This is a genomic window from Bradyrhizobium sp. USDA 3397, assembly GCF_054060965.1.
On the sequence record NZ_JBSSDS010000001.1, the window covers coordinates 7,327,757 to 7,354,373 of the forward strand.

34 protein-coding genes are annotated in these 26,617 nt (G+C 64.7%); 15 read left to right on the top strand and 19 right to left on the bottom strand.

Features of this window, described 5'->3' with window-relative positions; genetic code table 11:
• Nucleotides 1-617: 617 nt before the first annotated feature.
• Together ACVWYQ_RS33960 and ACVWYQ_RS33965 are read right to left on the bottom strand one after the other, a co-directional pair.
• Nucleotides 618-1,460 carry an AAA family ATPase gene (locus ACVWYQ_RS33960; RefSeq protein WP_036042145.1) on the bottom strand — a complete coding sequence of 281 codons (843 nt, stop codon included), beginning with the start codon at nt 1,458-1,460 and terminating at the stop codon, nt 618-620.
• A gap of 107 nt (nt 1,461-1,567) precedes the next feature.
• Nucleotides 1,568-1,813 carry a GlsB/YeaQ/YmgE family stress response membrane protein gene (locus ACVWYQ_RS33965; protein ID WP_008559660.1) on the bottom strand — a complete coding sequence of 82 codons (246 nt, stop codon included), beginning with the start codon at nt 1,811-1,813 and terminating at the stop codon, nt 1,568-1,570.
• Between the two features lie 161 nt (nt 1,814-1,974).
• On the opposite strand from ACVWYQ_RS33965, the gene ACVWYQ_RS33970 reads away from it, so the two are divergent.
• The 3 genes from ACVWYQ_RS33970 to sseA all read left to right on the top strand — a co-directional run bounded on the left by ACVWYQ_RS33970 (nt 1,975) and on the right by sseA (nt 4,687).
• Nucleotides 1,975-3,150 carry a vWA domain-containing protein gene (locus ACVWYQ_RS33970; protein ID WP_036013185.1) on the top strand — a complete coding sequence of 392 codons (1,176 nt, stop codon included), beginning with the start codon at nt 1,975-1,977 and terminating at the stop codon, nt 3,148-3,150.
• 129 nt (nt 3,151-3,279) lie between these two features.
• Nucleotides 3,280-3,693: a rhodanese-like domain-containing protein gene (locus ACVWYQ_RS33975; RefSeq protein ID WP_036013188.1), complete on the top strand. Its 414-nt coding sequence runs from the start codon at nt 3,280-3,282 to the stop codon at nt 3,691-3,693.
• A gap of 136 nt (nt 3,694-3,829) precedes the next feature.
• The gene (gene sseA, locus ACVWYQ_RS33980; protein WP_456726998.1) at nt 3,830-4,687 is read left to right on the top strand and encodes a 3-mercaptopyruvate sulfurtransferase; all 858 of its coding nucleotides are present in this window, start codon (nt 3,830-3,832) and stop codon (nt 4,685-4,687) included.
• A 171-nt stretch (nt 4,688-4,858) separates the two neighbouring features.
• Here sseA and ACVWYQ_RS33985 read toward each other — a convergent pair whose 3' ends face one another.
• The gene (locus ACVWYQ_RS33985; protein ID WP_271541879.1) at nt 4,859-5,629 is read right to left on the bottom strand and encodes a hypothetical protein; all 771 of its coding nucleotides are present in this window, start codon (nt 5,627-5,629) and stop codon (nt 4,859-4,861) included.
• 367 nt (nt 5,630-5,996) lie between these two features.
• Here ACVWYQ_RS33985 and ACVWYQ_RS33990 point away from each other — a divergent pair, with 367 nt between their 5' ends.
• A complete protein-coding gene (locus ACVWYQ_RS33990; protein WP_271541877.1) occupies nt 5,997-7,193 on the top strand; it encodes a L,D-transpeptidase family protein in 1,197 nt (398 codons plus the stop codon).
• Nucleotides 7,194-7,248: 55 nt separating this feature from the next.
• Here the strand turns inward: ACVWYQ_RS33990 and ACVWYQ_RS33995 are convergent, their stop codons facing one another.
• Complete coding sequence (locus tag ACVWYQ_RS33995) at nt 7,249-8,211, bottom strand: D-2-hydroxyacid dehydrogenase family protein (RefSeq protein ID WP_456726999.1); 963 nt, start codon at nt 8,209-8,211, stop codon at nt 7,249-7,251.
• Nucleotides 8,212-8,342: 131 nt separating this feature from the next.
• The gene (locus tag ACVWYQ_RS34000; RefSeq protein WP_128263772.1) at nt 8,343-8,558 is read right to left on the bottom strand and encodes a hypothetical protein; all 216 of its coding nucleotides are present in this window, start codon (nt 8,556-8,558) and stop codon (nt 8,343-8,345) included.
• 235 nt (nt 8,559-8,793) lie between these two features.
• Between ACVWYQ_RS34000 and ettA the strand changes: the two genes are divergently transcribed.
• Nucleotides 8,794-10,443: an energy-dependent translational throttle protein EttA gene (gene ettA, locus ACVWYQ_RS34005; RefSeq protein WP_157281665.1), complete on the top strand. Its 1,650-nt coding sequence runs from the start codon at nt 8,794-8,796 to the stop codon at nt 10,441-10,443.
• Between the two features lie 7 nt (nt 10,444-10,450).
• A complete protein-coding gene (locus ACVWYQ_RS34010; protein WP_456727000.1) occupies nt 10,451-11,677 on the top strand; it encodes a lytic murein transglycosylase in 1,227 nt (408 codons plus the stop codon).
• A 79-nt stretch (nt 11,678-11,756) separates the two neighbouring features.
• Here the strand turns inward: ACVWYQ_RS34010 and ACVWYQ_RS34015 are convergent, their stop codons facing one another.
• Both ACVWYQ_RS34015 and ACVWYQ_RS34020 read right to left on the bottom strand, forming a co-directional pair.
• Complete coding sequence (locus ACVWYQ_RS34015; RefSeq protein ID WP_456727001.1) at nt 11,757-12,038, bottom strand: hypothetical protein; 282 nt, start codon at nt 12,036-12,038, stop codon at nt 11,757-11,759.
• A gap of 210 nt (nt 12,039-12,248) precedes the next feature.
• Nucleotides 12,249-12,569 carry a hypothetical protein gene (locus tag ACVWYQ_RS34020; RefSeq protein WP_057026972.1) on the bottom strand — a complete coding sequence of 107 codons (321 nt, stop codon included), beginning with the start codon at nt 12,567-12,569 and terminating at the stop codon, nt 12,249-12,251.
• A gap of 125 nt (nt 12,570-12,694) precedes the next feature.
• Here ACVWYQ_RS34020 and ACVWYQ_RS34025 point away from each other — a divergent pair, with 125 nt between their 5' ends.
• The 3 genes from ACVWYQ_RS34025 (at nt 12,695) to bfr (ending at nt 14,068) form a co-directional block, all read left to right on the top strand.
• On the top strand, nt 12,695-13,012 hold the full coding sequence (locus tag ACVWYQ_RS34025) for a hypothetical protein (protein ID WP_404653052.1): 318 nt from the start codon (nt 12,695-12,697) through the stop codon (nt 13,010-13,012).
• A 161-nt stretch (nt 13,013-13,173) separates the two neighbouring features.
• On the top strand, nt 13,174-13,446 hold the full coding sequence (locus ACVWYQ_RS34030) for a (2Fe-2S)-binding protein (protein WP_036013202.1): 273 nt from the start codon (nt 13,174-13,176) through the stop codon (nt 13,444-13,446).
• 133 nt (nt 13,447-13,579) lie between these two features.
• On the top strand, nt 13,580-14,068 hold the full coding sequence (bfr, locus tag ACVWYQ_RS34035) for a bacterioferritin (RefSeq protein ID WP_036013205.1): 489 nt from the start codon (nt 13,580-13,582) through the stop codon (nt 14,066-14,068).
• 95 nt (nt 14,069-14,163) lie between these two features.
• On the opposite strand, the gene ACVWYQ_RS34040 is transcribed toward bfr, so the two are convergent.
• Both ACVWYQ_RS34040 and ACVWYQ_RS34045 read right to left on the bottom strand, forming a co-directional pair.
• Nucleotides 14,164-14,766, bottom strand: a complete 603-nt coding sequence (locus tag ACVWYQ_RS34040) for an MSMEG_1061 family FMN-dependent PPOX-type flavoprotein (protein WP_271541862.1) — start codon at nt 14,764-14,766, stop codon at nt 14,164-14,166.
• Between the two features lie 77 nt (nt 14,767-14,843).
• The gene (locus ACVWYQ_RS34045; protein ID WP_271541860.1) at nt 14,844-15,197 is read right to left on the bottom strand and encodes a hypothetical protein; all 354 of its coding nucleotides are present in this window, start codon (nt 15,195-15,197) and stop codon (nt 14,844-14,846) included.
• 259 nt (nt 15,198-15,456) lie between these two features.
• Here ACVWYQ_RS34045 and ACVWYQ_RS34050 point away from each other — a divergent pair, with 259 nt between their 5' ends.
• Together ACVWYQ_RS34050 and ACVWYQ_RS34055 are read left to right on the top strand one after the other, a co-directional pair.
• Nucleotides 15,457-15,726 (top strand): DUF2277 domain-containing protein, encoded by a 270-nt coding sequence (locus ACVWYQ_RS34050; protein ID WP_157281655.1) that lies wholly within the window; start codon nt 15,457-15,459, stop codon nt 15,724-15,726.
• A 93-nt stretch (nt 15,727-15,819) separates the two neighbouring features.
• Nucleotides 15,820-16,035 carry a hypothetical protein gene (locus tag ACVWYQ_RS34055; protein ID WP_157281653.1) on the top strand — a complete coding sequence of 72 codons (216 nt, stop codon included), beginning with the start codon at nt 15,820-15,822 and terminating at the stop codon, nt 16,033-16,035.
• Here ACVWYQ_RS34055 and ACVWYQ_RS34060 read toward each other — a convergent pair.
• The 3 genes from ACVWYQ_RS34060 to ACVWYQ_RS34070 form a co-directional block, all read right to left on the bottom strand.
• A complete protein-coding gene (locus tag ACVWYQ_RS34060) occupies nt 16,032-16,547 on the bottom strand; it encodes a collagen-like protein (protein ID WP_404543145.1) in 516 nt (171 codons plus the stop codon). The two genes, ACVWYQ_RS34055 and ACVWYQ_RS34060, sit on opposite strands and share 4 nt — an antisense overlap.
• 168 nt (nt 16,548-16,715) lie before the next feature.
• Entirely contained in the window at nt 16,716-16,964 is a 249-nt protein-coding gene (locus ACVWYQ_RS34065) for a helix-turn-helix domain-containing protein (protein ID WP_157281651.1), read from the bottom strand.
• Nucleotides 16,965-17,145: 181 nt separating this feature from the next.
• Entirely contained in the window at nt 17,146-17,913 is a 768-nt protein-coding gene (locus ACVWYQ_RS34070; RefSeq protein ID WP_271542776.1) for an SDR family NAD(P)-dependent oxidoreductase, read from the bottom strand.
• A 111-nt stretch (nt 17,914-18,024) separates the two neighbouring features.
• On the opposite strand from ACVWYQ_RS34070, the gene ACVWYQ_RS34075 reads away from it, so the two are divergent.
• The gene (locus tag ACVWYQ_RS34075; RefSeq protein ID WP_456727002.1) at nt 18,025-18,510 is read left to right on the top strand and encodes a J domain-containing protein; all 486 of its coding nucleotides are present in this window, start codon (nt 18,025-18,027) and stop codon (nt 18,508-18,510) included.
• 79 nt (nt 18,511-18,589) lie between these two features.
• Here ACVWYQ_RS34075 and ACVWYQ_RS34080 read toward each other — a convergent pair whose 3' ends face one another.
• The 3 genes from ACVWYQ_RS34080 to ACVWYQ_RS34090 form a co-directional block, all read right to left on the bottom strand.
• Complete coding sequence (locus ACVWYQ_RS34080; protein ID WP_271542772.1) at nt 18,590-18,841, bottom strand: hypothetical protein; 252 nt, start codon at nt 18,839-18,841, stop codon at nt 18,590-18,592.
• A gap of 239 nt (nt 18,842-19,080) precedes the next feature.
• Nucleotides 19,081-19,341, bottom strand: a complete 261-nt coding sequence (locus tag ACVWYQ_RS34085) for a hypothetical protein (protein ID WP_057026969.1) — start codon at nt 19,339-19,341, stop codon at nt 19,081-19,083.
• Nucleotides 19,342-19,512: 171 nt separating this feature from the next.
• Entirely contained in the window at nt 19,513-19,896 is a 384-nt protein-coding gene (locus tag ACVWYQ_RS34090) for a RidA family protein (protein ID WP_157281647.1), read from the bottom strand.
• A gap of 513 nt (nt 19,897-20,409) precedes the next feature.
• On the opposite strand from ACVWYQ_RS34090, the gene ACVWYQ_RS34095 reads away from it, so the two are divergent.
• Nucleotides 20,410-20,844: a hypothetical protein gene (locus tag ACVWYQ_RS34095; RefSeq protein WP_157281643.1), complete on the top strand. Its 435-nt coding sequence runs from the start codon at nt 20,410-20,412 to the stop codon at nt 20,842-20,844.
• A gap of 103 nt (nt 20,845-20,947) precedes the next feature.
• Here the strand turns inward: ACVWYQ_RS34095 and ACVWYQ_RS34100 are convergent, their stop codons facing one another.
• Nucleotides 20,948-21,643 carry a glutathione S-transferase family protein gene (locus ACVWYQ_RS34100; protein WP_404543142.1) on the bottom strand — a complete coding sequence of 232 codons (696 nt, stop codon included), beginning with the start codon at nt 21,641-21,643 and terminating at the stop codon, nt 20,948-20,950.
• Nucleotides 21,644-21,875: 232 nt separating this feature from the next.
• Between ACVWYQ_RS34100 and ACVWYQ_RS34105 the strand changes: the two genes are divergently transcribed.
• Nucleotides 21,876-22,421 (top strand): HD domain-containing protein, encoded by a 546-nt coding sequence (locus ACVWYQ_RS34105; protein ID WP_404543140.1) that lies wholly within the window; start codon nt 21,876-21,878, stop codon nt 22,419-22,421.
• A gap of 14 nt (nt 22,422-22,435) precedes the next feature.
• Here the strand turns inward: ACVWYQ_RS34105 and ACVWYQ_RS34110 are convergent, their stop codons facing one another.
• Together ACVWYQ_RS34110 and ACVWYQ_RS34115 are read right to left on the bottom strand one after the other, a co-directional pair.
• Nucleotides 22,436-23,086, bottom strand: a complete 651-nt coding sequence (locus ACVWYQ_RS34110; RefSeq protein WP_456727003.1) for a glutathione S-transferase family protein — start codon at nt 23,084-23,086, stop codon at nt 22,436-22,438.
• A gap of 336 nt (nt 23,087-23,422) precedes the next feature.
• Entirely contained in the window at nt 23,423-23,935 is a 513-nt protein-coding gene (locus ACVWYQ_RS34115; protein WP_271542763.1) for a mismatch-specific DNA-glycosylase, read from the bottom strand.
• A gap of 44 nt (nt 23,936-23,979) precedes the next feature.
• Between ACVWYQ_RS34115 and ACVWYQ_RS34120 the strand changes: the two genes are divergently transcribed.
• Nucleotides 23,980-24,534: a DUF4262 domain-containing protein gene (locus ACVWYQ_RS34120; protein WP_271542761.1), complete on the top strand. Its 555-nt coding sequence runs from the start codon at nt 23,980-23,982 to the stop codon at nt 24,532-24,534.
• A 94-nt stretch (nt 24,535-24,628) separates the two neighbouring features.
• On the opposite strand, the gene thiC is transcribed toward ACVWYQ_RS34120, so the two are convergent.
• Nucleotides 24,629-26,527 (bottom strand): phosphomethylpyrimidine synthase ThiC, encoded by a 1,899-nt coding sequence (thiC, locus tag ACVWYQ_RS34125; RefSeq protein ID WP_404543136.1) that lies wholly within the window; start codon nt 26,525-26,527, stop codon nt 24,629-24,631.
• Between the last annotated feature and the right edge of the window lie 90 nt (nt 26,528-26,617).

Genomic DNA, 26,617 nt, shown 5'->3' on the forward strand with positions numbered 1-26,617 from the left:
TGTGGTCCTGGCCGTCGTTGCTACGGTCAAGCTGGCTGCGGAGATGCGCGCGAACCCAACCGGGCGGACGGCATCGTCAATTCGCGGGGCGAGGGAGGCCAGAAGGAATTCGGCTCCCGGGAGAGCGCGGCATAAGCCGTCCGACCATCGCGCAGGGAAGGCCGAGTGATCGGCGACACCTGTATGCTGCTGTGCGGTTTTCTGCGTGTGCTTTTCGCGCAGCGGACCGCGGGTGCCCGTCGGCACCCGGTCTTCCCTGCGCCCTCTTTCTTTTGGGCGACGGAATGAAGCAAAGCTCGGGCGAGATGAGCCGCGAGGCTGCGAAGGTATGTCAGCAAATTGAATTGGCTTGCTCCGTCATTGCGAGCGCAGCGAAGCAATCCAGACTGTCAATGCGGAAAGATTCTGGATTGCTTCGCTGCGCTCGCAATGACGATGGGGAAGCAGGCGGGTGCCACACTCTCACTGTCATCGCCCGGCTTGACCGGGCGATCCAGTATTCCGAGACAGGAGTGATTCAATCGAGATGCTGCGGCGTACTGGATTCCCCGCCTTCGCGGGGAATGACACCAATGTTTGAAGCGACAGCGGGGCGCTATCGCGAGCGAGCCCGAGGCTCACACTTCCCGTCGACTCAAGAACGCCAGCCGCTCGAACAGATGCACGTCCTGCTCGTTCTTCAGCAGCGCGCCGTGCAGGGGCGGAATCAGCTTGCGCGGGTCCCGTTCGCGCAGCTGCTCGGCGCTCATGTCCTCGTTGAGCAGCAGCTTGAGCCAGTCCAAGAGCTCCGAGGTCGACGGCTTCTTCTTCAGGCCGGGCACCTCGCGGACCTCGAAGAAGATGCGCAGGGCTTCTTCCACGAGGCGCTTCTTGATGCCGGGGAAGTGAACGTCGACGATGCGGCCCATCGTGTCGGCGTCGGGGAACTTGATGTAGTGGAAGAAGCAGCGGCGCAGGAACGCGTCCGGCAGCTCCTTCTCGTTGTTGGAGGTGATCATCATGATCGGGCGCTGCTTGGCCTTGATCGTCTCGCCGGTCTCGTAGACGTGGAATTCCATGCGGTCGAGCTCGAGCAAGAGGTCGTTGGGGAATTCGATGTCGGCCTTGTCGATCTCGTCGATCAGGAGCACCGGGCGCTGCTCGCTGGTGAAGGCGTCCCACAGCTTGCCGCGCTTGATGTAGTTCCTGATGTCGGACACGCGCGCATCGCCGAGCTGGCTGTCGCGCAGGCGCGATACCGCGTCGTATTCGTAGAGGCCCTGCTGCGCCTTGGTGGTGGACTTGATGTGCCAGGTCAGAAGCGGCGCGTTCAGCGCCTTCGCCACTTCCTCCGCCAGCACCGTCTTGCCAGTGCCGGGCTCGCCCTTCACCAGGAGCGGGCGCTCCAGCACGATCGAAGCGTTGACGGCGACCTTGAGGTCATCGGTCGCAACATAGTCCTTGGTGCCGGTAAATTTCATTGCGCGTCCTTGTTGGTCGTCGTCGCAAGGCATTGCCAGTCTCAATGGCCTTGCTCACGACAAGCGAACGGCCGCTCGCGGCGGCCGTTCCTGGTTCGGTCAGGCTTTCAGACCCGTTTTATCAGCGAAAGGATGACGAGCACAATCACCGCGCCGATCGTGGCATCGACGATGGCGCCGATCGTGCCCGTTGCCAGCTGGATGTGCAGCTGTGGCAGAACCCAGCTCGCCACCAGCGCGCCGATGATGCCGACGACGATGTTGCCGACCAGCCCAAATCCCGCCCCGTGGACAATCTTGCCCGCAAGCCAGCCTGCGATCGCGCCGATGATGAGCGCTGCGAGAATTCCCATTGCAAACGTCCCCCAAACCACCCCTTGATTTCGCCAATTCTAGAGCAAAAAGTGATTGGGTCCACGTTGAATTGGTTCGCCGACGCGCGTGGTTCACCTCTCCCAATGGGAGAGGTGCGCCGCCCCTTGACGTTCGCCACCCGACGGGCAATCTGTCACCCATGTTCCTGCAATTCTTCACCTCTCTGCGCGATGCGCAGGTCCCCGTGACGCTGCGCGAATACCTCACGCTGATGGAGGCGCTCGACGCCGACCTTGCGGACTACACGGTCGAGAACTTTTATTACCTGTCGCGCGCCTCGCTGGTGAAGGACGAGCGCAATCTCGACAAGTTCGACCGCGTCTTCGGCACCGTATTCAAGGGGCTGGAAAGCCTGCTCGACGCCATGGAGAAGGCGGAGATCCCCGAGGAGTGGCTGAAGAAGCTCGCCGAGAAATACCTAACCGAAGAAGAAAAGAAGCAGATCGAGGCCATGGGCTGGGACAAGCTCATGGAGACCCTGAAGAAGCGCCTCGAGGAGCAGAAGGGCCGTCACCAGGGCGGCTCGAAATGGATCGGCACCGCCGGCACCTCGCCGTTCGGCGCCCACGGCTACAACCCCGAAGGCGTGCGGATCGGCCAGGAGAAGAACCGCAACAACCGCGCCGTGAAGGTGTGGGACAAGCGCGAGTTCAAGGATCTCGACGGCAATGTCGAGCTCGGCATCCGCAACATCAAGGTGGCGCTGCGGCGCCTGCGCAAATTCGCCCGCACCGGCGCGCCGGACGAGCTCGATCTCGACACCACCATTCGCGAGACCGCCAATCACGGCTATCTCGACGTGCACATGCGACCCGAGCGGCGCAACGCGGTGAAGCTCTTGGTGTTCTTCGACATTGGCGGCTCGATGGATGCGCATATCGAGCAGGTCGAGGAGCTGTTCTCGGCGGCAAAGAGCGAGTTCAAGCATATGGAGTATTTCTACTTCCACAATTGCCTCTATGAGGGCGTGTGGAAGCAGAACAAGCGCCGCTTCACCGATCGCACGCCGACCTGGGACGTGCTGCACAAATACCCGCACGACTACAAGGTCGTGTTCGTCGGCGACGCCTCGATGTCGCCTTACGAGATCATGGTGCCCGGCGGCTCGGTCGAGCACGTCAACGAGGAGCCGGGCTCGGTCTGGCTCGACCGCATCATCCGCACCTATCCGCATACGGTGTGGCTGAATCCGGTGCAGCAGAAGCACTGGGACTATTCGGAATCCACCACCATCATCAAGCGCATCTTCGCCAATCGGATGTATCCGATCACGATCGAGGGGCTGGAAGCCGCGATGAAGGAATTGACGCACTGATGCCTCCCGTCGTCATTCCGGGGCGCCCGAAGGGCGAACCCGGAATCCATCGGGCGCAGTGCATGTAGAGGAATGGATTCCGGGCTCGCGCTACGCGCGCCCCGGAATGACAACAAGAGGGAGAAGCACGTGCCCCAGACCATCACCCGCGGCATCAAGGCGCTGATCGACGAGGCCAATGCCGAGATCGAGACGCTCACCGCCAAGGACGCGATCGAGATCTCCAGGAACGGCGACGTCGTCATCGTCGACATCCGCGATCCCCGCGAGATCGAGCGCGACGGCCGCATCCCCGGCGCCTTCGCCTGCACCCGCGGCATGCTCGAATTCTGGATCGACCCGCAGAGCCCGTACGCCAAGCCGATCTTCCAGGAAGACAAGAAGTTCGTGTTCCACTGCGCCGGCGGCTTACGCTCCGCGCTCGCCGCCAAGACCGCGCAGGACATGGGCCTCAAGCCCGTCGCCCACATCGCCGGCGGCTACGCCGCCTGGCGCGATGCCGGCGGGCCCACGGAGAAGTGGGAGCCGAAGAAGAAGGGGTGAGTTGGACGCCGCGCGTGCCACACACTCCGTCATGCCCGGGCTTGTCCCGGGCATCCACGTCTTCGCCGCAAGAAAGAACGTGGATGGCCGGGACAAGCCCGGCCATGACGACTGAGACAATTGCCGGAGCATGCCCATGACCATCGCCACCGACCCCCTCGTCTCCACCGAATGGCTCGCCGCTCACATCGACGATGCCCACCTCAAGATCCTCGACGCCAGCTTCAAGCTGCCGGGCGTGCTGCCGCTGCCGAAGGACGACTATCTCGCCGCGCATCTGCCGGGCGCCGTGTTCTTCGACGTCGATGCGGTGTCCGATCATTCCAACCCGCTGCCGCACATGTTTCCGAGCGCGGAGCAGTTCGGCCGCGACGTCGGCAATCTCGGCATCTCCAACGCGGACACCGTCGTGCTCTATGATGCCGGCGGCTGGGTCGCAGCGCCGCGTGCGTGGTGGATGTTCCTGTCCTATGGCCACAGCAACGTGCGTATCCTCAATGGCGGGCTGAAGAAGTGGCGCACTGAGGGACGCGCGACCGAGAGCGGCGAGGTCAAGCCGAAGCCTGCGACCTTCACGGCGAGCTATGATGCAAACCGCGTGCGCAGCATGCAGCAACTGATCGCCAATGTCGAAAGCCGCAACGAGCAGGTGATCGACGCGCGCGCCGCCGATCGCTTCGAGGGCCGCGCGCCCGAGCCGCGCCCGGGCATCCGCTCCGGTCACATCCCCGGCGCCCGCAACGTGCCCTACAATCTGCTGTTCGACGCCGCGACCGGCGAGATGAAGCCGCTCGACGAGCTCCGCGCCGCCTTCACCAATGCCGGTGTCAAGCTGGATGCGCCGATCGTGACGAGCTGCGGCTCCGGCGTCTCGGCCGGCGTGCTGACGCTCGCGCTCTACCGCCTCGGCATCACCGACACCGCGCTCTATGACGGCTCGTGGTCGGAATGGGGCCAGGCCGGCGGCCCGGCCATCGCGACCGGCCCGGCGTGATATGAGTATTGGATGCGTTCGCGCTTCCACAGCGTCATGGCCGGGCTTGTCCCGGCCATCCACGCCTTGACGCGCAGTACGAAGAACGTGGATGCCCGGGACAAGCCCGGGCATGACGACCTCTGTGAGCGTTCCAGATCGGCTCCCGCAAGCGGGGCGAGGTGAAGAAGATCACCGCGTGCGTGCGGTCGTTGTTGTCGCGAAAGCCGGCTGCTGCTGACCGAACGGATCGAGCTGCTGCTGCAGCTGCTGAGGCGGCGGGCGCCGCACCACGCGCTGGCGCTTCTTGGCCTTGGCCTTGCGCTTGGTCGCCTTGCTGTCCGACTTGGTGCTCTCGACCTTGCTGTTCTCGGTTCTGGCCTTCGCCGGCGCGTCCGTCGCCGCCGTGGCAGCGTTCAGCGCAGCGAGCCTTGCGGAGGCGACATCGAGCGCCGCGGCGGCGAGGGCCGGGTCAGCCGGTTCCGGCTCGTTGGCGATTGCGGCAGGCTGGGCCTCGGGAATCCCGGCCGTGGTGTCGGCGGGGGTCAGCGTATCGATCGAAGCCGGCGCTGCGGCCGCCACCGTCGGTTCGGGCTTGGCTGGTTCGATGGCCGGCACTTCAGCCAGGGGCGCGGCGGCCTCAGGCTGGACGTCGGTCTCGGTCGTGAGTGCGGCCACCTGTTCGGGCTCGCTCAAGGGCAGAGCGATGGTCGGCACTTGGTCGCGCAGCGATGGCGTGGTCTCGGCGGGCGGCTCCGGCTCGGCCCGCAGCACCGCGAGCACCGGCTGGGCCGGCTCGGGCGCTTGCGCAAACACCTGCTCCTGCGGCCCGTTCCGCCAGCCGGGGTTGTTGACATATTGCTGATGGGTCGCCCGGAGCAGCGCGGCGGCCCCTAGGCCGAACACCAGGATGGAGGTTGACAGCAGGATCGCGGCAAACAGGAAGCGAAAGCCGGGAAGCATTGAGCGATTGCGAATTTCCGCCCCGGCGGCGGAGTGGCCGGGGCTCAAGAGCCATCTGAACGCGGTGACGGTACTGCTTGCCGCGTTCGCCACGCGGGATCGGAGCTCAAAAAGGTGGCGAATCAGGCTGATTCGACCATATCGCAACGTCTCCGCATCGTTCCGTTAAAATCGCGGTCGACCGTCGCGCCAATCGAAGGCGCGACACGATTTCAGCCCCGTGATGCAACGGGGCAACGGTAGTCTTGCGGATCACAAATCGGCAAATCCGGCGCAAATACGCCTGATATGTCTTGAATGTGCCGCTATCTTCCGTCATCTGGCCGTTAACGGTCCGATCGGGCTTGGGGACTATACAAGAGCGATGATGATCAAACACTTTCTGACGATATGCGCTGCCGCAACAGTCGCTGCGGCGGGAACCTCGCTCGCTCAGGCTCAGAGCTATCCGATCCAGCAGGTGCCCGGCTATGGCGCACCGGCCGAATATCGGCCCGGTGACCGCATGCCGAATTTCGACGCGCTCGACGAAGACGACGAGGCGATGCCGCATGCCTCGCTGCCGCCGCCCGGTCCGGCCGACGATCCGCGCTACGGTCGTCCGATGAGCGCGCCTCCGGTCTATTCGGCTGCCCCGCCCCAAGGTCCGGTGATGTCGCCGGATGATCCGCGCTATGGGCGCCCGGCTGGCGCCCCGCCGGTCTATTCGGCCGCGCCGCAGGGCCCCGTGATGTCGCCCGACGATCCCCGCTACGGCCGGCCCGCCGGTCCGCCGGCGGTGATCTACGCCGACCGTCCGCCTCAGCAATCGCCCGCCAATGATGGCCTGCGTCCGCCCGAGGCTGTGGGCGGTCCTGCCGCGACCGGGGCGGTCCAGGCCGGACAGCCGCCCGTGGGCACGGATGGCCGCCCGGTGGCCTTGGCCGCGCTGCCGCCCGAGGAGCAGCCCGATGCTGCACCGGTGCAGCTGCCGCCGAACCTGCGCCGTCAGGAGGTCGCGTTCCAGACCAAGGAGCCGGCCGGCACGCTCGTGGTCGATACGCCCAACACCTACCTCTATTACGTGCTCGGAGGCGGCCGTGCGATCCGCTACGGTGTCCGCGTCGGCCGCGACGGCTTCACTTGGACCGGCGTGCAGAAGATTACCCGCAAGGCCGAGTGGCCGGATTGGCATCCGCCGACCGAGATGATCGAGCGCCAGCCCTATCTGCCGCGCTTCATGGCCGGCGGCCCGGGCAATCCGCTCGGCGCCCGCGCGATGTATCTCGGTTCGACCGTCTACCGCATCCACGGCACCAACCAGCCCTCGACGATCGGCAAGTTCGTCTCCTCCGGCTGCATCGGCATGCTGAACGAGGACGTCTCCGACCTGTTCGAGCGCGTCAAGGTCGGCACCCGCGTTGTCGTGATGCCGGGTGGTCCGCCGCCGGGAACGGCGACGGCCTCCGCCGCGCCGACGCAGAGCGCTGCCGGGCCGGCTCCGATGTCCGCCCAGGCGGGCCCGGTCCCGGGGACGCAGCCCACCGTTGTGCCGCCGCTGCCCGCGCCGGTTACGGTGCGCTGAGCGCCTCAACTCGATGAGATTGCGAAGGGCGTGCCGTCGGCACGCCCTTTTCGTTTCAGGCCAGCTTCCGCGGCAGCTCGCCGCCTTTGGTGAAGGCGTCGATCGCCTCGACCATCTGGCCGTAATGGATGCGCAGGCCATCCGTGGTGGCGTAGCCCAGATGCGGCGTCAGCACGAGATTGTCGAGCTTGCGGAAGGGATGGTCGACCGGCAGCGGCTCGACCGAGAACACGTCCAATCCGGCACCTGCGATCTTGCGCTGCTGCAAAGCGTCCAGCAGCGCCTGCTCATCCACGATCGGCCCGCGCGCGGTGTTGACCAGGAAGGCCGTCGGCTTCATCCGCGCAAGATCCGCGCGGCTGACGAGGCCACGCGAGCGCTCGCTCAAGACCACGTGGATGGTGACGATGTCGGCCTTGGCGAACAGCTCCTCCTTGGAGGCGTAGCCGACGCCGGCCGCCGTACATTTCTCCGCGGTGAGGTTCGGGCTCCAGGCGATCACGTTCATGCCGAACGCCTTCGCAATGCCCGCCATCTTGCTGCCGAGCTTGCCGAGCCCGACGACGCCGAGCGTCAGCCCTTCGATCTCGACACCGGCAAAGGTCTGCCAGGACTCGCCCGCATGCATCCGCGCGTTCTCGCGGCCGATGCCGCGGGTCAACTCCAGGATCAGACCCATGGCGAGCGGCGCCGTCGGATCACGGGAATATTGCGTGCCACCGATGGCGATGCCGCGCGCTTTCGCGGCCTCGATGTCGATCGCAGCGTTGCGCATGCCCGACGTCAGCAGCAGCTTCAGCTTCGGCAGGCGATCGAACAGGCTCTTGGGAAACGCCGTGCGCTCGCGCATCGCGCAGATGATTTCGAAGTCGGTGAGCGCACTGGCTGCGGCCTGCTCGGAGGCGAAGGGATGGCTGAACACGGTGACGTCGACGCGATCCGACAATTTCGGCCAGTCGGCGACGTCGAGGGCGAGATTGAAATAGTCGTCGAGGATTGCGCAGCGCAGCCGGCTCATCAGCATTCATCCATGGCGAGAGGTGAAGGCGCCGGGCGGGCGCCGTCATCGGAACCTGGCCATGGTTTGCGCGCAATCGCGCCGGCGCGCAAGCAGCCTGCGCCTTCAAAAATCCGATAGGAGATCGTCGCTCAGAGGTCGCGGGGCTTCAAGCGGAACGGTGCATCCATGCCGTGCTTGGCGCGCCAGGCGGGGCCGGGGCCGCGCATGTAATGCAGCTCGGGCCGGTAGGGATTGAAGGCGGTGACGAAGAAGCGCTTCCAGAAGGCCTTGATCTCCGAGGCGAACCCGGAGTCGCGCCCGGCTCCTGCCGGAACAGGAAGAGAATGGGTCTCGATCAGAGCCATGATGCGGCCTCGCTGTGCTCCCCGTTCGTTCTGAGCGGGTGGCGCTGTTTCCGCGCGAAACCGAGCTTTGGCCTGATTTATTAAAAGATGGTTTCAATTGTCCGGATCGGTGGCCGGATGGTTTCCTGACCGTATTCATCCGTGGTGAACGGACGGAAAACGTTGCCCTTTGGGGGCGGGATCGCTACATCGGCGGCAAGCAAAATTTCCTCAAATCGAAGGTTTCACGGGACCGATGGCGCGCCAGTTCATCTATTTCATGCAGGGCCTGACCAAGAGCTACCCGACCCGGAAGGTGCTCGATAACATCCATCTGAGCTTCTACCCGGACGCCAAGATCGGCGTGCTCGGCGTCAACGGCTCGGGTAAGTCGACGCTGCTCAAGATCATGGCCGGTCTCGACAAGGAATACACCGGCGAAGCCTGGGTCGCCGAGGGCGCCCGCGTCGGCTATCTCGAGCAGGAGCCGCAGCTCGATTCCAAGCTGACCGTGCGCGAAAACGTCATGCAGGGCGTCGCCAAGCAGAAGGCGATCCTGGACCGTTACAACGAGCTCGCGGTCAACTATTCGGACGAGACCGCCGACGAGATGACCAAACTGCAGGACGAGATCGAGGCCCAGGGCCTGTGGGATCTCGACAGCAAGGTCGACCAGGCCATGGACGCGCTGCGCTGTCCGCCCGACGATGCCGACGTGACCAAGCTCTCGGGCGGTGAGCGCCGCCGCGTCGCGCTGTGCCGCCTGCTGCTCGACCAGCCCGAGCTCTTGCTGCTGGACGAGCCGACCAACCATCTCGACGCGGAATCCGTGTCGTGGCTGGAAGGGCACCTGCGCAATTATCCGGGTGCGATCCTGATCGTCACCCACGACCGCTACTTCCTCGACAACGTCACCGGCTGGATCCTCGAGCTCGATCGCGGCCGCGGCATCCCGTACGAGGGCAATTACTCGTCCTGGCTGGTGCAGAAGCAGAAGCGTCTGGAGCAGGAGGGCCGCGAGGATGCGGCGCACCAGAAGACGCTGGCCCGCGAACAGGAATGGGTCGCCTCGTCGCCGAAGGCCCGCCAGGCCAAGTCGAAGGCGCGCTACCAGCGCTATGAGGAGCTGCTGAAGAAGGCGAGCGAGAAGCAGACCCAGACCGCGCAGATCATCATCCCGGTCGCCGAGCGGCTCGGCGCCAACGTGGTCGATTTCGAAGGCCTGAGCAAAGGCTTTGGCGATCGTCTCCTGATCGACGATCTCACCTTCAAGCTGCCGCCGGGCGGCATCGTCGGCGTGATCGGTCCGAACGGCGCCGGCAAGACCACGCTGTTCAAGATGATCACCAAGCAGGAGACGCCTGACAAGGGCACGATCACGGTCGGCGAGACCGTGCATCTCGGTTACGTCGACCAGTCGCGCGACGCGCTCGACGGCAAGAAGACGGTGTGGGAGGAGATCTCTGGCGGCAACGAACTAATCCTGCTCGGCAAGAAGGAAGTCAACTCGCGCGGCTATTGCTCGTCGTTCAACTTCAAGGGCGCGGACCAGCAGAAGAAGGTCGGCGCGCTCTCGGGCGGTGAACGCAACCGCGTCCACCTCGCCAAGATGCTGAAGTCCGGCGCCAACGTCCTGCTGCTCGACGAACCGACCAACGACCTCGACGTCGACACGCTGCGCGCGCTCGAAGAGGCGCTAGAGGATTTTGCCGGCTGCGCAGTCATCATCAGCCACGATCGCTGGTTCCTCGACCGCATCGCGACGCACATCCTCGCCTTCGAGGGCGAGAGCCACGTCGAATGGTTCGAAGGCAATTTCCAGGATTACGAGAAGGACAAGATGCGCCGGCTCGGCCAGGACAGCATCATCCCGCACCGCGTGAAGTACAAGAAGCTGACGCGGTGATCGCGGCATGATGCGGCGGGCGCTTATTGCTGCGGTGATCGTTATCGCCTGCGGCTGCTCGCCCGCCCATGCTGCCGACGCCGCCTTCACACAGTTCATCGCCTCGTTATGGCCGGAAGCGCAGGAGGCCGGCGTCTCGCGCAAGACGTTCGAGGAGCAGACGCGCGGACTCGAGCCCGATTACAAGCTGCCCGATCTGCTCTTGCCCGGGCGGCCGGCGACTGGCGCGCCGTCGCAGGCCGAGTTCGTGCAGGTGCCGGCCGACTACGTCAAGGAAGCCTCGATCGCGCGGCTTGCAGGCGAGGGGCAGCGGCTGCTCCAAAAGCATCGTACCTCGCTGGACGAGATCGAGAAGAAGTCCGGGGTGCCGGCGACCGTCATGCTCGCCATCTGGGGCCGCGAGACAGACTATGGCCGGCACACGTTGCCCTACGATCTGGTGCGCGTACTGGCGACGCAGGCCTATGTCGGACGCCGAAAGGATCAGTATCGCAACGAGTTCATTGCCGCGCTCAAGATCCTCGATGAGGGCGTCGTCACGCGCAAGGACATGCGCTCGTCCTGGGCCGGCGCGACCGGCCTCACCCAGTTCCTGCCGTCCGAATATTACAAGCATGGCGTCGATTTCGACGGCGATGGCCGCATTGACATCTGGCACTCGGTGCCGGATGCGCTGGCCTCGGCTGCGCAGCAGCTCGTCAACAAGGGTTGGCAGAGCGGCGTGCGCTGGGCTTACGAGGTGCAGGCGCCGCCGAAGGTCGATTGCACGACGGGCGTGCCGGAGGTGACGAAGCCGATCGGCCAATGGCTGCGCGAGGGTTTTGTCCCGGTACGCGGCCAAAAGCTCAGCGCCGCCGAGCAGGCGCAGCCGGCCTCGCTGCTCCAGCCCGAAGGCATCTACGGCCCGTCATTCCTGACCACGAAGAATTACTTCGTCATCAAGGAATACAATTTCTCCGATCTCTACGTGCTGTTCGTCGGCCATCTCAGCGACCGCATGACGAGCCCGCTGCCGTTCGCAACGCCCTGGTCCGCCTCGAAGCAATTGCGCACGAAGGACGTCGAGACCATGCAGCGCGGGTTGACGCGGATCGGACTCTACAAGGACAAGATCGACGGCAAGGCCGGCATGCAGACGCGTGCCGCGCTCGGCGCCTATCAGAAGTCGGCGGGCCTCAAGGTCGATTGCTGGCCGAGCGAAGAGGTGCTGCGTTCGATCCAGGCGGCGCGATAGCGTGCGACCAAAGAAAAAGCCCGGCCGAGGTGCTCGGCCGGGCCTCGATCGCCGCGCTCATGAGCGCGTTGCGATCAGATCAGTAGCAAACGCGAATCGGACGGCTGACCCAGCCGTAGCCGTCCCAATAGCGCTCGCGGCGCCAATAGCAGGGCGCGGGCGGCGGGGGCTCGGCGATGTAAACGGGGCCGCCATAGGCGGGACGGCTGGAGGCGATGGCGCCGCCGACGATGGCGCCACCGATCAGGCCGGCTGCGATACCGGCGCCGACGCCGTCATGGGCCTTCGCGGACGGAGCGGCGGTCACCAGCGAACCGGCGACCGTCGCGACCGTGAGCGCGGCAACTAAAGTCTTGTTCATGCTCTTGGCTCTCCTGGGAGATGGGTCCTCCTGTTAGAGGCGCCCGGGTTTCAAAGGTTCACGCACACTCTGATGGAATTGGCCTTGCAGCTAGGAAGCGCGCAAATGGTCAATCCACGGTAAACGCACACGGAGCTGTGACGAGAAAAAGCGGTCTTTTTCAGGCCCTGAGATGAACGGCGCATCCGTAGTCAACCGGCTTGGCGCGCCTCAGCCGCAGACTCGGACGCGACGGACGCGCCAGGCATAGCCATCCCAGAAGCGCTGCTTCTGCCAGACGCAGCCGCCGTAATAGTCGTCGGCAACATAGCCTGGACCCGGGGCGTAGTAGCGCGGCGGATAGTAACCCGGCCCATAGTAGCCATAGCTTGGTCCGTAATAATACGGAGAAGCCAGCGCGCCGCCGACAATGGCGCCGCCGATGATCCCGGCCGCCACGCCTGCCGCGACACCGCGCTGGGCATGGGCCGGCGTTCCGGCCGTCAGGGCCAGAATGGCGACGGCAGCGACCGCCAGGAGCGACTTCTTCATTGCTTGACCTTTCAGACGAACACGCGGGAACCTTTGGGCCGCAAGGTTCCATATTTCGCTTGAATGATCAATGAACGGCACCTTTGCCGGAGACGACCAATTGGTATGGGTCCCACCGGGAGACGATGATGGGCAACGCGATGGTTAATGCTTTGATTGCGGCCGGGATCGTTTCCGCGATCGGCTACGGCTGGATCGCACATCTCCAGAACCGCGCACGGCGCTCCCGCGCCACCGCCGGCAGCCACGGAGGGAGTAGCGGGGACAGCAGCTATTCCGGGACGAATGACGGCTTCTCGCTGGGAAGCTGGTTCTCCGGCGGCAGTTCGGGGAGCTCTGGCGACGGCGCAAGCTGTTCGAGCAGCGATAGCGGCAGCAGCAGCGGCGGCGACTGCGGAGGCGGTGGCGACGGCGGAGGAGGAGGCGGCGGTGGCGGCGACTAGTCCGGCTACAATCTTGATCCAGCGCAAGAGCTTGATTTAGAGCCGTTCTAGGCTTTGATCAGGCCAGTTTGGAATAGCTTCAAATACCTGTTTTTCCTTTTGCATCCGGCCGGCCTGTTAAATATCGATGATGGCGCATCACCGAAGGGCCGGCCGCTTCCATGATCGTTTGTTCCTGTAATGTGCTGAGCGATGATGATATCCGCGCCGCCGTCGCCGAGTCCGACGACGCCGTGCGGCATGCCAAACAGGTCTATGGCTGTCTCGGCTGCAGCGCCGAATGCGGCCGCTGCGCCCGGACGATCAAGAGTATCATCGACGAAGCGCTCGGCCCCTGTGCGCAGTCCTGCTGCGCCGGCTGCCCGCATAGCCACACCGTGGCCGCCAACGACGAGACCGCCGAACCCGCCGAGTTCGCCCTCGCGGCCTGCTGAAAACTTCCGCAATTCCGGCTGAGCTTTTCCCCGGCTGGGTTCCCGTAGCCGGTTGCTCTCGCTCGCAAAGTGATTTAGAAGCGTTCTAAACTCGGTTTGGGACCGATTTGGACTGCAAGAGCTGGAGTGAACCATGCAGGGCGACGCAAAAGTCATCGACTATCTCAACAAGGCGCTGCGTCACGAACTGACTGCGATCAATCAGTACTGGCTGCATTACCGCTTCCTGGACAATTGGGGCCTGCTGGACATGGCCAAGGTCTGGCGCAAGGAGTCCATCGAGGAGATGGAGCACGCCGACAAGCTCACCGAGCGGATCCTGTTCTTCGACGGCTTTCCGAACATGCAGGTGCTCGATCCCCTGCGCATCGGCCAGAACGTCAAGGAGATCATCGAGTGCGATCTCGCCGCCGAGATGAGCGCGCGGGCGCTCTATCAGGAAGCGGCGACCTACTGTCACAGCGCCAAGGACTATGTCACACGCGACCTGTTTGAGAAGCTGATGAGCGACGAGGAGCACCACATCGACTTCCTCGAGACCCAGCTCGATCTGATCGGCCGCATCGGCCTTGAGCTCTACACCCAGAAGCATGTCGGCGGGCTCGAGGGCGAGGGGCACTAAGCTCGGGCCCGGCTCCCTCCATCGTCATGGCCGGGCTTGACCCCGGCCATCCACGTGCTGCCGCACGACGTTTCGGTTTGCGGAACCGCTCTCGGCTACAGCTGCGTCTTGTAGAGCTCTTCCACGGCCTCCTGGCTCGCCGGTTCGCCGAGGCCGGTCTGCTCGTGAATGACCGTGACGATGCTCGGCATCACCGAGCGCTGCACCTTCTCCGACGACCACAGCTTCGAGCGCATCAGCGCCTTGCCGCAGTGGAAATAGACCTCGCTGACCGCGACATTCAGCACCGCGCGCGGCGGCTTGCCGAATTCCACCATCGAGGCGAGCAGATCCGGGTCGGCCGACAGCGTGCCGCGGCCGCCGACGCGCAGCGTCTCCTCGATGCCCGGCACGAAGAACAGCAAATGCACGAAGCCTGAGCCTTCGACCACGTTGCGGAAACTGTCGATGCGGTTGTTGCCGGAGCGGTCGGGCATCAACAGCTGGTTGGGGCCGGCGACGCGGACGAAGCCGATGCCGCCGCCGCGCGGCGAAGCGTCGACGCTGCCGTCCGCTCCCGATGTCGCGAGCACGCAGAATGGCGACATCTCGATGAATTTCTTCGCATGCGCATCGATCGCGGGCCGTGCCTTCGCGATCACGCGCGGGCTCGGCTTGGCATAGATGGCGGCGAGGTCTTCGGCGCTAAGATCGGTCAACGGCGTGCCTCCGCTTCAGCTAGGCTTCAAGCTACCCGATCGGGCCGTCGCCAGCCAATGGAAATCACCAAGGCGCGTTACACCGCATCCGCCGGCACGAAGCAGCTGATGATGATCGAGCCGCGGTGGTGGACGTACCACACCACGGCCTGGCCGATCGGGTTGCCCTGGTTGCGGATGATGGCGCGTTCGGGCACCTCCATCCATTGTCCCTCGATCGGCACCCAATAGGCGCCATTGCGCACGTCGTATTCAGTGCGATGGCCATCGGAGATGTCACAGCAGGGAACCCCGTTCGGCGCGATCACGCTCTTGAACCAGGCGCGGATGTCGGGCGGAACGTGGTCGTATTGGCCATTGTCGCGCGCGAACGCAACGTTAGCCAGCGCTGTCGCCGCAACCAGCCAAACGCACAGTGCGAGCCTGTGCATGCGATCCTCCTCATCGCGTATCGTGCCATGGGCGCGCGATTGTCCTGCGCGTCTTTCCCTATCGTTGGCACGGATTAAGCCTGAGCCGTCACTGCAATGCATGCTCAAATAATATGCGATGCCGGCGCCCCGCTTATGATGCGCTGCGAGATGCAGCTTGTGGCGATGCGCATCCACCAAGTTGGTCGCAGAAGCGAGAAGGGGGATGTAGGATTTCGGCTCGGACCTTCGTCTTCAGGAAAACGCCGGGAGAAAGTGCATGTGCCGCAACATCAAGACGCTGTTCAACTTCGAGCCGCCGGCGACGGAGGATGAGATCCACGCCAGCGCGCTGCAATTCGTGCGAAAGCTGTCGGGTTTCAACAAGCCGTCGCAGGCCAACGAGGTGGCGTTCGAGCGTGCGGTGGCCGAGGTCTCCGAGGCGGCGCGAAAACTCCTGACCTCGCTGCATACCAATGCGCCGGCGCGCGACCGCGAGGTTGAGGCGGAAAAGGCGAAAGAGCGTTCGCGGCTGCGCTTCGGTGCGTGAGCTCAGGCAGCGTGCTCCGTGATCTGGCTCACGGTATCTGCTGCCTCAGCTTGCGATGATGGCGGCCGGGGTTTTGATCGCCCGGAGCACGACATGAGCCACCCCCTTCTTCCTTTGAAAGCAGGTGCCATCGTCTTCACGCTGCTGTGGACCGCGTGGATGATGTGGTGGAGCGGCTCGTTCTCGAGCGCGAATGTGATCATCCTCGCCCTGTGCGGCGCGGCGGTCGGCTATCTCTGGTATCGCGCCATGCGCTGGCAGTTCGAGCGCATGGGCATGCTGCCGCGGCGCGAGGATCGGCCCGACTAGACCCGTCGGCTATCCTTGCCCTGCTTCTTCTTTTTCTTTTTCTTCCGGTGATCGTCGACGTCATCGCCCTCGTCATCGACGGTTGCCTCGTCGGTCTCCTGGACGGCGGCTTCGAGCGCTTCGCGCTCAGCGGCTTCGCGCTCGCGCTGGCGGCGGCGTTCGTCCCAGGCGTCGAAGAGCTGGTCAAGCCAGGGCAGCACCTGCTCGATCGACGGCAATTGGCCGGGCGGACCCGGCTCGCCGCGCGGGCCTTGCGGCCCCGCCGGTCCCTGCGGCCCGGCAGCGCCGGCTGGCCCACGCGGACCGGCTTCGCCCTGTTTGCCTTGCGGACCGGGCTTGCCGGGCGGTCCGGCCTTTCCGACCGGGCCCGGCTTGCCCTGCGGCCCGGGCTTGCCGCGTGCGCCGTCGGGGCCGCGCCGGCCCGGATGGCCCTGTGGCCCCGGCCGTCCCGGCTCGCCTTGCCGCCCGCGAGGCCCCTGAGGCCCCGGCCGTCGTCCCTGGTCGTCTGCCACGCCACCGCTCCCTTCACCTGGAGCAAGCTACTTAGCGGCGTTTGACGACAGCAGCAATTCTGCCCGCGCATCGTGCCAGGCTTGATCAACATCAATCGGCGGCGCGAGCGGCCGCCTCATCGCGCGTGGCTGCGCAGCGCGTCGTCGCTGTCCGACTGATGTCGTGCGCTAATCCTGACAGGCGGGCACGTCGATGCCGGAGGCGGCATAGAGCCTGATCTTGTTGCGCAGCGTGCGCACGGAAAGGCCGAGCACGCGCGAGGCGCGCGTGCGGTTGCCGTCGCAGCGCGCCAGCGTCTGGAGCACGAGCTCACGCTCGACCTCGTCGACGGTGGCGCCGATCAGAAGCGGAACGATCTGATTCGGGGCAAGGAATTGTGCGTCCGGCCCGGACGCGGCGACATGAACAGTGGTCATCAACACACCTCCCGATCAACGCCCGCTTCCATCGTCGGAAGCGGATCGAGAACCAACGACCCCCAAGCCGTGAATCTACGGTGGTCGCGTTTGGTTAATGAAAGGTTAATTGGAGGGGCTGCACCGAATTGATCTTGAGAATGCCCAGATGCCGCCGCGATTGGTGCGAGCCTCGCATCCCTCACACCGTGCGATAGCCGCCGTCCACCATCACGATGGTTCCGGTGACATAGGCCGACAGGTCGGAGGCGAGGAACACCGCGGGACCGACGATGTCCTCGGGCTTGCCGGTGCGCGCCAGCGGGGTGTGATCGATGAAGGCCTGCACCAGCGCCGGATTGGTCGCGCGCGCATTGGCGTTGAGGTTGGTCTCGATGAAGCCGGGGCCGATCGCGTTGACGCGCACGCCTTCCTTGCCGAGCTCGACCGCGAGCGCCTTGGTGAAGCCGAGCACGCCGTGTTTCGAGGTGGTGTAGGCCGCCGAGCTCGGCGTGCGCAGATGCACGAAGGACTGGATCGAGCCGATGTTGACGATGCGGCCTTTGCTGGCGCGCAAGGGCGCGAGGAACGCCTGCGTCACGTTGAAGACGCCGTTCAGATTGAGCGAGATGATGTCGTTCCAGTCCTTCGCCACCGTCTCGGTCTCCGCGGTGAAGGCGTTGCGGCGGGTGATGCCGGCATTGTTGACGAGGATCGAGACCTGCCCGATCTTGTCCGCGATCTGCCTGGCGAGCGCGAAGCAATCCTCGCGCCTGACAACGTCGAGCGCAAAGCTCTCGGCCTTGCCGCCCGCTGTCCGGATCTCCTGCGCCGTCTCCGCCACCGTCTCGGCGTTGACGTCGAGCAGCACGACCTGCGCCCCCTCCCGCGCATAGCCGGCGGCGATCGCCCGGCCGATTCCGGAACCGGCGCCGGTGACGACGGCGATGTGGTTTGCGAGCAGCGCCATGGCAGTTTCCTCCCGTTTTCGTTTCGAAGTTTCTCGAAACGCTAACGCGAAATTAAGGGGTCGGAAACGGCGGCCTTGGCATACTGATCCTGATTGCTAAACGTTGCGCGCATGATGGAACGGCTCGAAACCTGGAAACTCGCTCTGGAACGCGGGCGGTCCGCGCAAGCGCCGGATTGGGCCGAGGCCGGCCGGCTGGTGGCCGAGATCGCGCGGATGAGCAGCGACGTCACGCTGCGCCAGGCTGCCGAGCAGGCGCTGCCGGTGCTGCGCCAGGCCGTCGACAATGACGATCATAGCGTGACGCTGGCGGCGCAGCGCCGTCTCGGCGTGGTGCTCGAGGTCGTGCACGATCTGACCGCGCCGCGCTTCGGCCGCCGCAACGCCGCGCCGAAGAAGCTTTCCAGCGAGGATCGCGCCCGCAAGGTGCTCGGCCTGCCGCTCGCGGTGCAGCTCACTTGCGAGGACATCAACCAGGCCTATCGCCGTGCCGCCAAGGGCTTGCATCCCGACCAGGGCGGCAGCGCCGAAGCCTTTATCGACCTCGCCGCCGCGCGCGACATCCTGATCCATCCCGGCGCGCACAAGGACGCGTGAGCGTCACGGGCCTTCGAAAAGCAAACCGGGCAAGGACGCTCGCGTCCTTGCCCGGTTCTTCGTCCGCCGATCGATTACCTTACCACTTGCAGCTACCGCTCTTGAGCGCGGCGTCCTTCACCGCGAGCGCATCGACGAAGGTCGGCACGCTGGCGCTGGCGCGGTGATAGCCGGCCGGCCACGGCGTGGTCGGGATGCTCTCGTCCCAGATCTGGCAGAAGCCGGTGTCCTGCCAGCGGATCAGATGATAGCTGGCTTCGGCCGGGCTCGCGGCGACGAACGCGGTGACGGCAAGACCGGCGGCAGCGCACAGCATGGAAATACGACGCATGATCAGCTCCTCAAATGAATGATGTGATGCGCCTCCCGACAATGACGGGGAGGGGTGGTGCGGGACGCGCTTGGCATGCGCCCCGGACAAGATGTGAGTAGTTCCACCCGCCGAAGAGGTTCAAAGAATGTGCGCGGGACAGGTCTGATGGCGGCCGGGGAAACGCGTCAGGCCACCGCAAAGCAAAAGGGCGGATCGCCCGCGCGACCCGCCCTTCAAACGCTATTCTCGCGTCCGGCTCAGAGCGTGCACTTCCGCTCGGCGCGCATCTTGATCTGCAGGTCCGAGGCTTGCTGGAAGGTCGGGAACGGCTTGCTGACGACCTTGTAGGTCGAGACACCGAACTGGAACGGCTTGTACTGCAGGTCCTCGTTCCAGACCTGGCAGATGCCGGTGTTGTCCCAGCGGATCACGTAATAGCCGACCTTCGCGGAGGCGGGCACGGCGAACACGGAACTAGCGATGCCGGCAACGGCACTGAGCGCGAGAAGGCGACGCATGAAGTATCTCCTGGTGGGACATGGGTGGTGGGACATGGGACCGAAAAAATTCGTGCGGTAAAAGCAGGTTCTTTGCAAGCCGGGGAGCCGCCATTCACGGACATGTCAGCCGTGCCCAACGTATTTGGTTTGGACGCGTGCCCGATAGGTCACACGCAGCTGACTCGGCGCCTACTTGGCCAGCGAAGCGACCGCCTCGATTTCGATCAGCATCTTCGGATCGGGCAGCGCCTGCACCACGCATGTGGTGCGCGCCGGGTAGGGCGGCGGGCCGAAGGCGCCGGCATAGAGCGCGTTCATCGCGGCGACGTCCGAGGCGCGGGTCAGGAGCACGTTGACCTTGACGAGATCATGCATGCCGGCGCCGGCCTCGCCCAGCACGCGCTTGATGTTGACGACGACATTGGCGAACTGCGCCTCGAAGCCGTCGGGCAGCGCGCCATTGGCATCGAAGCCGGGAATGCCGGAGACGAACAGGAGGTCGCCAACCCGCGTCGCAAAGGACAGCGGCGGCGCCTTGACGTGCGGCGGGGGCGCGAAATGCTGGATCGGCATGGGATCACCTCGGGACGTGGCTGAGGCAGGAGCGTAGCGGCTGGCGCGGGCTTCTCAAAACACAAAGTGCGAAAACAACCCCATGCACAGTAGGGATAGTGCGGAGATCGTTGGGGTTTTCGGAAATTCGGGATTGCGGAAGTGCGCGTTTGCTCCGTCGGGCAAAACAGGGGTAGTATGGCATGCTGGCGATGGTGGTCTTCGCCTCTCCCCGCGTGCGGCCTGCGCGTGGTGAGAGAGCAGGCCATTCACCCCGTCATTGCGAGGAGTCCTTGCGACGAAGCAATCCAGACTGCCGCCGCGGAGCGATTCTGGATTGCTTCCGCCTTCGCCAAGGCTTCGGCGGACAAGTCGCTGCGCTCGCAATGACGGAGCATGAGGACCTTCCGCGAGTCTCGCCGCCTCCTTGTTTGCGGAAACGCCCGCCGATCATGTTGCCGCCCCGATCGATCAGGTACATTCGCTCCGTCTGATTCGAATCCTCCTTTTAAAAAGCAGCCCCCGGAGACCCCCATGAAGCTCGCATCCACCCTCCGCGCCGCGTGCGTCGCCATCGTCGCCCTGGCTGGCCTCTCGACGACGGCGCAGGCCGACAGCGGCTTCGTGACGCTGACGATCTACAAGGCGGGCTGGATCATCGGCGGCTCGGGCGGCTCGGGCGTGCTGAACTTCCGCGGCCGCTCGTACGGGCTCTCCACCGGCGGCCTCGACTACGGCCTGGTGTTCGGGGGCTCCAAGACCGTGCTGCGCGGCCGCGTCTCCAACATCAACCGCCCCTCTGATGTCGCCGGCGTCTACGGCGCCGCCGGTGCCGGCCTCGCGGTCGGCCGCGGCGCCCGCGCCATCGTGCTGACCAACCAGAAGGGCGCGGTGCTGGAGCTGACGGGTCACCAGGTCGGCCTGATGGCGAATGCGGATCTCAGCGGGCTCGCGATCACGATGCGGTAAAAGACGGTGCCGTAGGGTGGGCAAAGGCGCGAGAAGCGCCGTGCCCACCATCGGTCTTGGTGCCATACGCAAAGGTTGGTGGGCACGCTTCGCTTTGCCCACCCTACGATTTCCCGACCATCGCATGCACCCGCTCGCAATGCGCGACGAGGTTTGCGTGCGCATCGACGAAGGCCTTCAATGGGGTCGCGATCGGAAAGAAATAGATGTTGGCGATGAAGCCGTAGATGCCGGCATCAACGCTCGTCGGCGCCGCGCTGTGCACGAAGCCTTGCGCCGGCACGATGTCCGCCAGCACCTTCAGATCGGCGAGCCCCCGGGCATAGGCCTGCTCGGGCGTGTAGCGGCCGATGCCCTGGAAATGATAGCGCTGCGCGTTGTAGGCCTTGGCCTTCTCGAAGCCGGCCGGGTCGATCTGCGGATGCTGCGCGATGAAGGCGTCGCGGAACGCCGGATAAAAGCGCTCGTCCTTCCAGCGCGAATAGGACATCACCCAGTAGAGATCGTCCAGCATGCGCGTGACGAGATGGTTGGTGCGGCGCTGCTCCGCTGACAGGCCGGCGTCGATCGTGAGGCGATATTTCGCGATCGCATGCGCGATGATGGTCTCGCTGTCGCCGATGATCTCGCCGTCGTCGACGATGTAAGGCAGCTGCCCGCGCGGCGCGGCCGAGGCATCGAAGACGTGCTCATGCACGAACGGCACGCCCGCGAGCTTGAGGAAGGCGTAGACCTTGAGGCCGTAGCCGTTGTTGTCGGCGACGCCGAAGAGCTCTGGGTAGGAGTAGAGGGTCAGCATGGGCGGGCTCCTCCGGGGTGGCGGAGGCCAGCATGCTAGGGAGTGGAAACGGATGCAATCCTTGTAGCCCGCATGAGCGCAGCGACATGCGGGAAGGGGCTCCCGGATATCGCTTACGTCAGAGCGCCATTTGCGAACTGCCTTTTGCGCAATAGGATGACCGCAATCCCCTGGTCCGGGAGATCACGATGGCCATCAACAAGGACAAGATCGACAACGTGAGACCTCGCCCATGACCCGCGACGAATTGGTCGCTGCCTATGCGGCGCCCGGCCGCCACTATCACAATCTCGCGCATATCGAGCATTGCCTGGCGGTGCTCGCGCGCGCCGAGGGTCTTTCGGCCGCCGAGCGCGAGACGCTGTCGGAAGCGATCTGGTGGCACGACGTCGTCTACGATCCGACGCGAACGGACAACGAGGAACGCAGCGCGGAGCTCGCCGAGCAGCACGTCCGCGCCGAGCTTCGCCAGGAGGTCGGCCGCCTGATCCGGCTGACCAAAACGCACGACGTTCCCCCGGGCGACCGTCTCGGGGCGATCCTGATCTCGATCGACCTCAGCATTCTCGGCGCCGATAACGCCCGCTACGACGCCTATGCCGCCGCGATCCGTCGGGAGTTCAGCCATGTCGCCGAGGACGACTATCGCGCCGGCCGCGCCCGCGTGCTGCGCCGTTTCGCGGCACGCGAGGTCATCTTTCCCGACCCGGTGTTCGCCGCGACTTTCGATCGGCAAGCCCGCGCGAACCTCGCCCGCGAACTGGCCCAGCTGAGCTGAAGCGGCTAACCCGCTTACGAACGCGACGCCGCCGTGAACACCGCAAGCTGCGCCTCGAACGCGCGCCGGAACGCCGGCCGCGCCTCGCCGCGTGCGACATAGGCGGCGATATCGGGGAATTCCTCGAGCAGGCCTGATTTGTTCAGCCGCCGCAGCACCGTCACCATCATGAGATCGCCGGTGCTGAAGGCGCCGTCGAGCCAGTCGGCCTTGCCGAGGCGGCGGAACAATTCGCCGAGCCTGGTGCGCACGCGCTCCTGCAAGCCGGGCAGGCGCTCGGCGTACCAGCTCCTGTCGCGCTCGAACAGCATCGCCATGGTGAGCTCGACGATCGGCGGCTCCACCGTGTTCAGCGCAGCGAACATCCACGCGATCGCGCGGCTCCTCGCGTTCGCATCCTTCGGCAGCAAGCCGTCATGGCGCTCGGCGATGTGCAGCACGATCGCCCCGGACTCGAACAGGGTGAGATCGCCATCCTCATAGGTCGGGATCTGCCCGAACGGATGCAGCGCACGATGCGCCGGCTGCTTCATCGCGGCGAAGGAGAGAAGGCGGACGTCGTAGGTCTGGCCGACCTCTTCCAGCGCCCAGCGCACCCGCATGTCGCGCGCGTGGCCCTTGCCGCGGTCGGGGGAGGATTCGAAGGCGGTGATGGTGGGAGGCATCTGGGGCTCCGGGGTGATCGTTTCCAGAGGACGAACGACGATGCGGTTTTCCGACAGACACTGTGCGAAATATCGGTGGTGGCGTGCCCCGGACGCAGCGCAGCGCGCCCCTGACGATGCGAAGCATCGTCCAGTGCGGCGTGATGCGCTGCAGAGCCGGGGCCCATGGCGAACGCGCGCCGGGGCTTCTGGGTCCCGGGTCTGCGCTACGCTTGCCCGGGACACGAGAGCAAGGTCCCGTAGGGTGGGCAAAGGCGCTCTTCGCGCGCCGTGCCCACCGTCCTGCCGGACCCATGGAAAGATCGTGGGCACGGCGCAAGAGCGCCTTTGCCCACCCTACGCGGCGATCCACGCCGCCAGCTCGCGCCACGGCTCAATCGTCCAATGCCCGGACGCCGCACCCGACGGCGACGGCAGCACAAAAATTCCCGGTAGGTTTTCATCCCGCGCCTGCCGTCCCAACGCAATCGCAGCTGACGGTCTGCCGTAAAACAAGCTCGCCGCCTTCTTGCTCGTGAACGCAATCGTCCGCGGTCGGTACTTGTCCATCTTCGCCCGAAAGCCCGGCACGTCGATCGTCTCCGCCGCGATCTGGTGATCCATCCCGGCGCCCGTCTTGCAGAGATCAGTGAAGCCGATCCCGAGCTCGATCAGCGAAGCAAACTCGCCCGGCTGATAGCGCCGCGGCGTGATCCCGGCCTCATGGATCGCGCGCCAGAAGCGGTTGCCGGGATGGGCGTAGTAGTGCCCGAGCTCCGCCGAGCGCGTCGAGGCGGCGGTGCCGACGAAGACGAGGCGGAGGTTGGGGCGGAGGAGGTCGGGGAGGCGGTGGAGCTTGCTATCGGACAAAATCACTTATCCGTGGAGTTGTAGCCGGCAGGAGCGTCAGCGATATGCTAGCGACAAAGACCCCGGATGTCGCTACGCTCGTCCTGGCTGCGCTTGTTTCATCTGGGTTGAAAATGCAAGATCAGTTCGAATGGCCCGAGCCCGAGCACGAAGCCGATAAAGTCATTTTGCGCAACGTCCGCAATCACGGCTGCCATATCACGGGCATACCAGATGCAAATCCACCGTTTGCATTTTCAATTGGTCTGCATCTGAACTATGGTCATCCCGAACTCATCATTTTCGGCCAGAGAGCCGAAAGGGCGCAGGCCATCATCAACCTTGTCCGTGACCGAGTGCAATCCGGCCATAAATTCGTCGATGGCGATATCTCCGATGATTTGCTGGAGAACGGCTACAAGCTCGGCTTCTGGGAAGTGCCGTTCGCGGCCTATCCCGAATATCTCGGCACGGCGATCTGGTTCTACTGGAAATCGCGGCGTGCATTCCCCTGTCTGCAGGTCATCTGGCAGGACGTCAATCGGCGCTTCCCTTGGGAAGTGGAATGTTTGCCCGCGGTCAAAGAGGACCAGCCGTTATTGAAGAAGAGGATTTCTTAAAGCGAGTTTCGAAGAAAAAGCCGGGCTGTCTGCCCGGCTCCTCTTTTTCGGATGGATGCCCGGGTCAAGCCCGGGCATGACGAGGAGAACTCTCTCACAACACCCGATTGCTCTCCTTCACCTTCTCCGCATCCAGATACAAGCTCTCGCCCATCTCCTTGAACTTCGCGCTCATCTTGGCCATGCCGTCCTCGGCCGTCCCGCTCATCGACATCCCCACGCTGTTCGGATCGTTCAGCGTCGCCGCGTAGTCGCGCACGTCCTGCGTGATCTTCATCGAGCAGAATTTTGGGCCGCACATCGAGCAGAAATGGGCGACCTTGTGGGCTTCCTTCGGCAGGGTCTCGTCGTGGAAGTTTTTCGCGGTGTCGGGATCGAGGCCGAGGTTGAACTGGTCGGTCCAGCGGAATTCGAACCTCGCGCGGGAGAGGGCGTCGTCGCGCAGTTGCGCGGCGGGGTGGCCCTTGGCGAGGTCGGCGGCGTGGGCGGCGATCTTGTAGGTGATGACGCCGGTCTTGACGTCGTTGCGATCAGGGAGGCCGAGATGCTCCTTCGGCGTGACGTAGCAGAGCATGGCGCAGCCGAACCAGCCGATCATGGCGGCGCCGATGCCCGACGTAATGTGGTCGTAGCCCGGCGCGATGTCGGTGGTCAGCGGCCCCAACGTGTAGAACGGCGCCTCGCCGCACTCCTTCAGCTGCTTGTCCATGTTGATCTTGATCTTGTGCATCGGCACGTGGCCGGGGCCTTCGATCATGACCTGGCAGCCCTTGTCCCATGCGATCTTGGTGAGCTCACCGAGCGTCTCCAGCTCGGCGAACTGTGCACGGTCATTCGCGTCCGCGATCGAGCCGGGGCGCAGGCCGTCGCCGAGCGAGAACGAGACGTCATATTTGCGCATGAGGTCGCAGATCTCGTCAAAATGCGTGTAGAGGAAGCTTTCCTTGTGATGCGCGAGGCACCACTTCGCCATGATCGAGCCGCCGCGGCTGACGATGCCGGTGACGCGGCTCGCGGTGAGGTGGATGTATTGCAGGCGCACGCCGGCGTGGATGGTGAAATAGTCGACGCCCTGCTCGCACTGCTCGATCAGGGTGTCCTTGTAGAGCTCCCAGGTCAGCTTGACCGGATCGCCGTTGCACTTCTCCAGCGCCTGATAAATGGGAACGGTGCCGATCGGCACCGGCGAGTTGCGCAGGATCCATTCGCGCGTGGTGTGGATGTTGCGCCCCGTGGAGAGGTCCATCACGGTGTCGGCGCCCCAGCGGATCGCCCACACCATCTTCTCGACCTCCTCCTCGACCGACGAGGTCACCGCCGAGTTGCCGATATTGGCGTTGATCTTGGTCAGGAAGTTGCGGCCGATGATCATCGGCTCGAGCTCGGAATGGTTGATGTTGGAGGGAATGATGGCGCGGCCGCGCGCGATCTCGTCGCGGACGAACTCGGGGGTGATGAAGGCGGGCACCGAGGCGCCAAAGCTCTCGCCGTCGGCGAGCGCGGCTTCGGCGCGCTCGAGCTGCTGCTTGCGGCCGAGATTCTCGCGTTCGGCGACGTAGATCATCTCCTTGGTGATGATGCCGGCGCGGGCGAATTCGAGCTGGGTCACCTTGTGACCGTCGAGGCCGCGCAGCGGCTTGTGATAGGCCGAGAAGGCGCGCGCGGCCTTGTCGGTGGAGACGCTGCCATTGTCCTCCGGCTTGATCTGGCGGCCCTCATATTCCTCGACGCCGCCGCGCTCCAACACCCATTGCTTGCGGTCGCGCGCCAAGCCGGCGTTGACGTCGATGGTGACGGAGGGATCGGTGTAGGGGCCGGAGGTGTCGTAGACCGGCAGGTTCGGCTCGCCGGCGCCTTCGGAGAGAATGATCTCGCGCAAGGGCACGCGGATATCAGGCGCGGCGTCGGGCGTTGCGAAGATTTTTCGCGAGGAGGGCAGCGGGCCGGTGGTGACGGCGGGAACGGTTTTTTCGGGATTGGAGCGGATGTTCATGGGATCCTCCGGTTTAATTCGTTAGTTTCGCTACGCGAGAGGCAAATTCCGGTGTCATCCCCGCGAAGGCGGGGATCCAGTACTCCGAGG